The sequence below is a fragment of the Paenibacillus solisilvae genome (genome assembly GCF_042656405.1).
In the GTDB taxonomy this organism is placed as follows: domain Bacteria; phylum Bacillota; class Bacilli; order Paenibacillales; family Paenibacillaceae; genus Paenibacillus_Z; species Paenibacillus_Z solisilvae.
Map to the genome: position 1 here is coordinate 1 of NZ_JBHSOW010000013.1, position 6,676 is coordinate 6,676.

12 protein-coding genes are annotated in these 6,676 nt (G+C 41.3%); 4 read left to right on the forward strand and 8 right to left on the reverse strand.

Features of this window, described 5'->3' with window-relative positions; genetic code table 11:
- A partial coding sequence (locus ACFPYJ_RS02540; protein ID WP_379186478.1) for a hypothetical protein occupies positions 1–229 on the forward strand: 229 nt, incomplete at its 5' end.
- Positions 230–239: 10 nt separating this feature from the next.
- On the opposite strand, the gene ACFPYJ_RS02545 is transcribed toward ACFPYJ_RS02540, so the two are convergent.
- Genes ACFPYJ_RS02545 through ACFPYJ_RS02555 form a run of 3 tightly spaced genes read right to left on the reverse strand, consistent with a single transcriptional unit; the run spans position 240 to position 1,136 of the window.
- Positions 240–608, reverse strand: a complete 369-nt coding sequence (locus ACFPYJ_RS02545) for an IS3 family transposase (protein WP_379186479.1) — start codon at positions 606–608, stop codon at positions 240–242.
- Between the two features lie 50 nt (positions 609–658).
- Complete coding sequence (locus tag ACFPYJ_RS02550) at positions 659–952, reverse strand: transposase (protein WP_379186480.1); 294 nt, start codon at positions 950–952, stop codon at positions 659–661.
- Entirely contained in the window at positions 930–1,136 is a 207-nt protein-coding gene (locus tag ACFPYJ_RS02555; RefSeq protein WP_379186481.1) for a hypothetical protein, read from the reverse strand. Before ACFPYJ_RS02555 ends, ACFPYJ_RS02550 begins: the two co-directional genes overlap by 23 nt.
- Positions 1,137–1,330: 194 nt before the next feature.
- Between ACFPYJ_RS02555 and ACFPYJ_RS02560 the strand changes: the two genes are divergently transcribed.
- Positions 1,331–2,134, forward strand: coding sequence for a GerAB/ArcD/ProY family transporter (locus ACFPYJ_RS02560; RefSeq protein ID WP_379186482.1), 804 nt, complete (start codon positions 1,331–1,333; stop codon positions 2,132–2,134).
- Here the strand turns inward: ACFPYJ_RS02560 and ACFPYJ_RS02565 are convergent.
- From ACFPYJ_RS02565 to ACFPYJ_RS02575, 3 genes are read right to left on the reverse strand one after another with little or no spacing between them, the layout of a single operon-like run.
- Positions 2,123–2,353 carry a hypothetical protein gene (locus ACFPYJ_RS02565; RefSeq protein ID WP_379186483.1) on the reverse strand — a complete coding sequence of 77 codons (231 nt, stop codon included), beginning with the start codon at positions 2,351–2,353 and terminating at the stop codon, positions 2,123–2,125. The two genes, ACFPYJ_RS02560 and ACFPYJ_RS02565, sit on opposite strands and share 12 nt — an antisense overlap.
- Positions 2,350–3,528, reverse strand: a complete 1,179-nt coding sequence (locus ACFPYJ_RS02570; protein ID WP_379186484.1) for a Ger(x)C family spore germination protein — start codon at positions 3,526–3,528, stop codon at positions 2,350–2,352. Before ACFPYJ_RS02570 ends, ACFPYJ_RS02565 begins: the two co-directional genes overlap by 4 nt.
- 45 nt (positions 3,529–3,573) lie before the next feature.
- On the reverse strand, positions 3,574–3,774 hold the full coding sequence (locus ACFPYJ_RS02575; protein WP_379186485.1) for a hypothetical protein: 201 nt from the start codon (positions 3,772–3,774) through the stop codon (positions 3,574–3,576).
- Between the two features lie 263 nt (positions 3,775–4,037).
- Here ACFPYJ_RS02575 and ACFPYJ_RS02580 point away from each other — a divergent pair, with 263 nt between their 5' ends.
- Together ACFPYJ_RS02580 and ACFPYJ_RS02585 are read left to right on the forward strand one after the other, a co-directional pair.
- Complete coding sequence (locus ACFPYJ_RS02580) at positions 4,038–4,241, forward strand: hypothetical protein (RefSeq protein ID WP_379186486.1); 204 nt, start codon at positions 4,038–4,040, stop codon at positions 4,239–4,241.
- A gap of 171 nt (positions 4,242–4,412) precedes the next feature.
- Positions 4,413–4,781, forward strand: a complete 369-nt coding sequence (locus ACFPYJ_RS02585; protein ID WP_379186487.1) for a hypothetical protein — start codon at positions 4,413–4,415, stop codon at positions 4,779–4,781.
- 423 nt (positions 4,782–5,204) lie between these two features.
- On the opposite strand, the gene ACFPYJ_RS02590 is transcribed toward ACFPYJ_RS02585, so the two are convergent.
- Positions 5,205–5,858 carry a hypothetical protein gene (locus tag ACFPYJ_RS02590; RefSeq protein WP_379186488.1) on the reverse strand — a complete coding sequence of 218 codons (654 nt, stop codon included), beginning with the start codon at positions 5,856–5,858 and terminating at the stop codon, positions 5,205–5,207.
- The gene (locus ACFPYJ_RS02595; RefSeq protein ID WP_379186489.1) at positions 5,843–6,421 is read right to left on the reverse strand and encodes a hypothetical protein; all 579 of its coding nucleotides are present in this window, start codon (positions 6,419–6,421) and stop codon (positions 5,843–5,845) included. The genes ACFPYJ_RS02590 and ACFPYJ_RS02595 overlap by 16 nt, the downstream gene beginning before the upstream one ends.
- Between the last annotated feature and the right edge of the window lie 255 nt (positions 6,422–6,676).

The following is a 6,676-nucleotide window of genomic DNA, read 5'->3' on the forward strand; positions in this document are numbered from 1 at the left end:
GCGGTTTAATAGGTTCGTGTTCCTCAACCTTCCCATGCTCAGCCTAGAGACTCATCTTGGCGTAACCGCTTCGCCGCAAGTCCCATTTCCTGCGGACTACGTCACCTCGCCAGTGTCAGCAAGTCACCGCCGCTTCGGCTCACTTCTTCTCACAGCAGAAGAAGGGCATGTCTGTAAAAAAAAACTCGACCTGCATTCCAAACATGCTCAAGTAACTGTGTGCTTTTAGAGGCACTTAGTTAGCTGGGCGTACTATAGGTAATGTCGCTCAACCATTTCTCATTAGGCCTATTCGTTGTAAAGTTCTGATTAACGATATTGTCCGCAACCGGCAGATTGTGACTGGAGTTTGTGGTCGCTTTATATTTCTTCACCACTTTTGATCGGATACCGTGGGCCTGCATTAATCGAGCTACACGGCCTCGGCTGGCTTTCTGATCGTGTGGTAAGTTCTTGGTAATCTGCGGAGAACCGTAGATTCTACGACTGTTTGTGTAGATCTCTTTGATGGTATCTAATAGCTCTCGGTTCGCTATACTGCGTCTGCTCTCTGGTCGACGAATATAAGCATAATAGCCGCTTCTTGACACGTGTAGAACCTGGCACATCTTCGCAATCCGAAATTCGAAGCGATGTTCATGAATGAATGTGAACGTAATTATTTCAGATTTTTCGCAAAGTAGGCCGCCGCCTTTTTTAAGATTTCATTCTCTTCTTTCAGATCAGCCAACTGCTTTCGCAGTTTGCGCATCTCATCATCTTCAGCCTTCAAATTCCCACTACCCGGGAATGCACTTTCTCCATCACGTTTATAAGTTCTCACCCAGTCTCGGACTGTCGTGTAGTGAACATTCAGTTCCTTCGCCGCATCTCCAACTGTTGATTCACTGGCCAAGATTCGTAGTACAACTTGCTCCTTAAATGCCTTGTCAAACTTCTTCCGCTGACCCATAGTAAATCCCTCCACGTATATTATAGAGGTTTTCATTGTGTCTATCTATTCGAGGCAGGGTCATATCTTCTCCCTTGATCTTCCTCAATTCTTTCTTAAACTCTTTAAAAGTACGAATTATTATCCATACCCATAGTGTAGTCATCCCACCATCGATGACACTTGCAATCCATTGATCCGTCATTGCTAAACCCCATTGTATAGTTTGTCTACATATTATTTTCATCTCCTTTTCAAATATTCATAACAAAAAAACACTCGCAATTGAGTGCCCCTTGTTTACTTATTTTCTGATCCTTCTTTAGCTCCCTTTATGATGCATACAAATAACCAGATCCCTAGTGTCACACCACCTGCATCGAAAATGCTTGCAAACCAATGTCCCATTCCCATTTGGGGGTTTATCTCTCCTACTATTGGTTTTCTTTTATTGGTGTGTTGTTATACGGTCACGCCGGGTATGTTCATACATTTCTATTACCGATAACCCCAATTTGGGTCGGGACCCTGATGATCTTGATCCTTAGCGGTCTGGCTGTTTTTGCGGGAATTGAGGTCATCGGAAGATGTAATGAGTTCCTTACACCAATCATCATTGCTTTTTTGATTCCGCTTTTTATCCTGGCGATTGGGGCTTCAGATCCAGGACAGCTAAAACCTGTATTAGCGGAAGGAATCGTGCCGGTATTAAAGGGGGCTTTCGTCCCATCAGGTTTTATGAGTCAGTTTTTTTTGTTGGGCTGGTTCCTTCCGTTTTTAAATCAGCCTAAAAAGGCGCTTAAGATCTCGTTGATCTCGCTTCTTGGTATTGTTCTTTTTCTCTTTGTCATTGATTTACTGACGATCATGGTCCTCGGTCCGATAACAGGCAAATTAAATTATGCATTTTCATCTCTCATTCAATATATTGGTATTCAAGGATCATTCGAACGTTTAGAGGCTTTTACTGTTACGATTTGGGTGATGGGACTCTTCGTGAAGTTATCGGTGACGTTGTTTATGCTTTGTTATAGTTTAAGTCAGCTCTTCGGCATCCGGAGTTACCGGGATATCATTGCTCCAGTTACCCTTTTGTCCTTTAATATATATTCTTTCAATGCTTTTTTTACGCAAAATCTCCTGCCATTGGTGCTTCTCCTGATAGATACCCTAAAAAGGGGCGTGAACAAATCACTTCTTTAAAATCATGTTTCCGAGGGACTGAAAAGCAAATGTATAAGGGGAAACTACGCTTGCTATGTTAACTCCCGCCATTAACAAAGATCCGATAACAGCAGCCGCCCCCATTAAGCCGCCGTATACTGCGGCTTCTTTGGTTTGTTGCTTTCTGAGCAATGCTTGTATGCTAACAAAAGACCATACGGCCAACAAACATACATATCCCCCTATTTGTACGATCATTCCTTGATCTCCTTTTCATTCCATTGTAGAGGAGGGCCTGCCATCCCTGATCCACGTACATTAAGCTTTACCGCTATCGAGATGTCTGCTTCGGGAAACTTTGTATCCCATTGTTCTTTCAACGCTTTCCACTGTTTGGGCTGATTTCGGTAAATTTCTTGGCCGAAACCCACAATATCTACTTTGTATTGCTTTTGGATTTTGGATAAGAAATCCTGGACTTGTTTTTCAACCGATTTCTCTAATGCATGCTGTACAAGTTCGAGGTTCTTTTGTTGACCGACATCCAACAAAGTATTATTTTCATAAAGGCTTCCTTCCCCTTGGAGTTGAACAATGATTTTGACTTTATTACCACGTATTACGGGGGTTATCCTTCGCTTTGTACTCGTTAAAACCATACCTACATTTCCATTACCTTCCGGCAAATTGGCGGTGACCCTGCCCAACTTCATCTTGCCAGTAACCCAAAGTAATCCGCCTGTTTCTTTTCCGTTCAAAAAACCGGCTAATTTGAAATTCTTAAAAATCGCTGTTCCTGAAAGCCTAAACATGTTGTTTTCGCTTTGCTTCATTCCTTTTAATACAACATCAGGTTCAATAACTCCCATGATCGGGTTGATTCCTTCGCTCGATGCTGCTATAAACAAATCTCGCAAATCAACCGATGTCTCGCTCCCTGATAATTCCATTTCTTTGACGGCTTCGGTAGGCACTTGTTCAAAAGGGTACTGGATTTGCAAAATGTCCCGCCCTTCTCTCCCCTTTACAACCATTATATTGGTTCTCAATCGATTACGCGGATCGTGGGTGAGATAATCGAGTACACCCTTAATTCCGTGTTTAGCTAACGGTTCACCTATAAAAACAGTGCTGCGATGAGCGGTAAATATCCTGCGGGATAATTTTTTCTGAAGCCTTTGGATAACTTCATTGATATTTTTTCCAGTAGCCGTTATAACAAAAAACTTTTCTTGCTGTCCCGGCCCACCACTAGGCCCCCCTGGACTAGATGGAGGGATTGGGATCTGAACAGACCCTACGATGTCCCCATCATCCTTTAGGTCGAGTGCACTGCCCATGACGAATGCAATGTCGTTTATCTCCGTATGGTCCCAACAACCGCTTGTGATCAATACTATGAATAGTAAGCCGATGAGCATGAATGGTTTCATTCTGAAGTTCCTTTTCCTTTCTTCACCCAGTGACGAGCTCGTATCCTAATTTTTCTCGGATGACTGCCTCCCTTGACTGGGACTTGGTTTCTGACCTTGCGGTTCACGAACCCAATTACTGCGATCTGGGGGCGCCGAGTTTTTATTCCAAATAGGTGCACGGATCAATACAATATCCGGGGATAACTCGCGGTTATCTTCATCATCGAACTGAGGCTCCTTCATGGCCGTTTTTTTGATACTCAAGTTTAATACGCTTCCTTTTCCCAAACCATTTCATTGATAAGACCTCCTGAAAGTCAACATCTATACTATCTCCATTTTTTGAGAAATATATTTAACGGGGTCGAGGTCAAGTCTTCTTCCAACTGGACTTTTCTAAAATCTCGCAATGCTTGCCATCATGGGACTTGCGGCGAAGCGGTTACGCCAAGGTTTATAGTCGGCATACTCGTCCAGCACTTTTGTAATAGGTCAAATTTCAAAAAAAAGGTTATCAGTATACTAAAATGAATAACGATTTAATGGTTCGGGTACTATCTGACGAAGACGGTAAGTACTCTCTCCCCCATCTATTGTTCAGCACGGAAGCAACTGAAAGTATTGAAGAAGAAATTAAAAAAGGTATTCTTAAAAAAAATAAAAATGGAATTGGGAAAACCAAGAGTTCACTGGTAATGAGGACAACAAAAGGAAAACAAAATATGGGGTAAAATTGTTCATGAACAAAAGACGAAGGAACTTACTGATATCACTTCATTTGATAAGAAATTGTTCGAAGTAGACGCACCAGGGGCAGCAATTGTAAATCTACAATAAAATAATCAATTAAGCGCTGAGATTCAAATGAATCTCAGCGTATCCTTTTTAAGGAGGGGCAGCAATTGAGGATTAATAGAATGATATTAATTAGTATGTTTCTACTTACAAGTTGTTCAACGACAAGCGTTATTACGGATAAAATATCGACAGATGTACCACCAGTAATTGAAAAGAAAAATGGAAACCAAATCATTGAATACAGATACGATGCAATGGTGAGAAGAGGAAATGAGTATGCGGATGGAAATAAACTAGTACTGGATTCAAATTATTACCAACAAAATGCATTTCGCAGAGGGGATATAATTTACTTCCAAACTCCAAGTAATTCAACTGTGAAAGAACCCAAAGAGAACATTGCCCGTATTGATGCCCCGATGCTAATAAGGTCATTTCTGCGTCCTGATCGATATTCACGGCATAACTCTTAGGCTCTTAGTAATGGGAAGTAACAGGATTATAATTGATCCAGTGGAACAAGCTACATTTGGTAGCTGATGAGTATCTGTGGAGATAAAATGAGGTGCGGGTTTGTGTAAATAAATGAAGCAATATAGGCAACCTTCTGCAAATGAGATGAAGTATTTCATAAAATTACATAACACAAAAACCTAACTACTATATTGTGACAAAGGTCATTCAGAATCCCGTCAAATAATCGTCATTCTGTCAACGGGGTTAATTATAAATGGGTTTAATTATAAAAGCTCATAAGAAATATTCTTTGTTCACTGATTGGTACTACAACTTATATCCAGAGCAAATCGCCCCCAACTCCATACCTTTCCGTTCTTATCAAGTGCGAGACCGCTGTTGATTACTCGTGCTAAAAATAAAGGCATAAATGGTGTTTATCAATATGATGCAGCGACCGAACTCCAAATAAACATCAGAAATAAGGAAGTCACAGGATCTATATCAGCCTGTATTACAGTGTTCACCGGTGTGTAAACAGTCCTGTAATAAGTCATGAAAAAAGCGGCAGCCATATGCAAACAACTCATCAAAACATAAACCAATCTGCCTGTTTTCAATGACAGCGGGGCAAGAAGCTTTATTATCATAAGCGAAAGGATGGATAAGCCCAACTGGCCAAAGAAAAACCGCAGGTCGACTTCCGGCTCTTCAATTATGTTTAGGATCAAGACAGGACCTAGCGATATGAGAGCAAGAAGCAATAAAGGCGTGGCAAGCCGCCCGGCATATTTTTGTAAATTAAACTGCCGCCAAAATTTTATGGGAATTAGCAATAGTACCACCGCTATAAAATACAAAAGGCAAAACATGAATCCATACAACATGTTCCTTTGGTTAATAATATGGCTTTTTTTCAATGCATAATTAAAGTTTTCTCTCGGATTTCCCAACTCCATTGCTTGATCTAAGGCCCGGATGGCCTTTTCGAAACGATGCTGCTTAACGAGAATGTCGGAATACAACTGCAGGGCCAGGGCTTTGTCTGTATTTGACATGCTGGCCTTGTCAAAGTTCTTTATATATTTTTCCACATGCTCTCTCGCCTTTTGATAGTCGCAGTTTCAAAATAGTTATTAGCCAAATAGATATGCATTTCGGGCGCAATCAATGCGTCCTCATTCTTTGAAAGAATGGCTTCAACTTCCTCCAGGCTTTCTTTGATGTGAATATTGTCTTCTTCCAACTGGACTTTTCTAAAATCTCGCAATGCTTGCCATTCAAAACGTCTTTCATTCAGATAAGCGACTCTTTCCCGAAAGGCGCCGGCAAATTTCCCCTCGGGGAATTGGTCAAGATACTTTTTATAAAAGGACAACGCTTTTTCAAAATTAAAGAGGTAATCATCATACATATGGGTCAATTGCTTGTAGACCGTTTCATTATTCAGTTCCGGATTCTTTGCCAGAAGTTCTTCCAAAACTAAAGCCGCCTGCTCATAATTTTTGTCGGCAATGAATTGGTTCGCTTTATTGCTGTATTCCTGTTCGAGGTCGGCAGAACTGCTTTGAGCCATGCCGGTGCCAGGACTCGTAATGAAGACAATAAAAGCAATCATGATGGAAACAAAAAAATAAGGTGATTTATTTTTCTTCATGTAGTTCTCTCTTCCTGTTTTTCTTAGAACGGTATCAATTGCAAATTGAACACCCGATCGACGACCTGTTCGTAGCCTCTCATTCAGCGCAAGCCCTGCACCACAGATTATGGAAATAAATGCGTTCTTCCATGGGAGCTTAAAGAAAAAATGGAGCAGCTGCCGTCGGCAAACTGCTCCAAGATGTGTTGAACTCCCTCGGTACGATTCAGTTTTCTCACGAATGCTCGCTTATTCGCAGGATTTCGCCCCTGA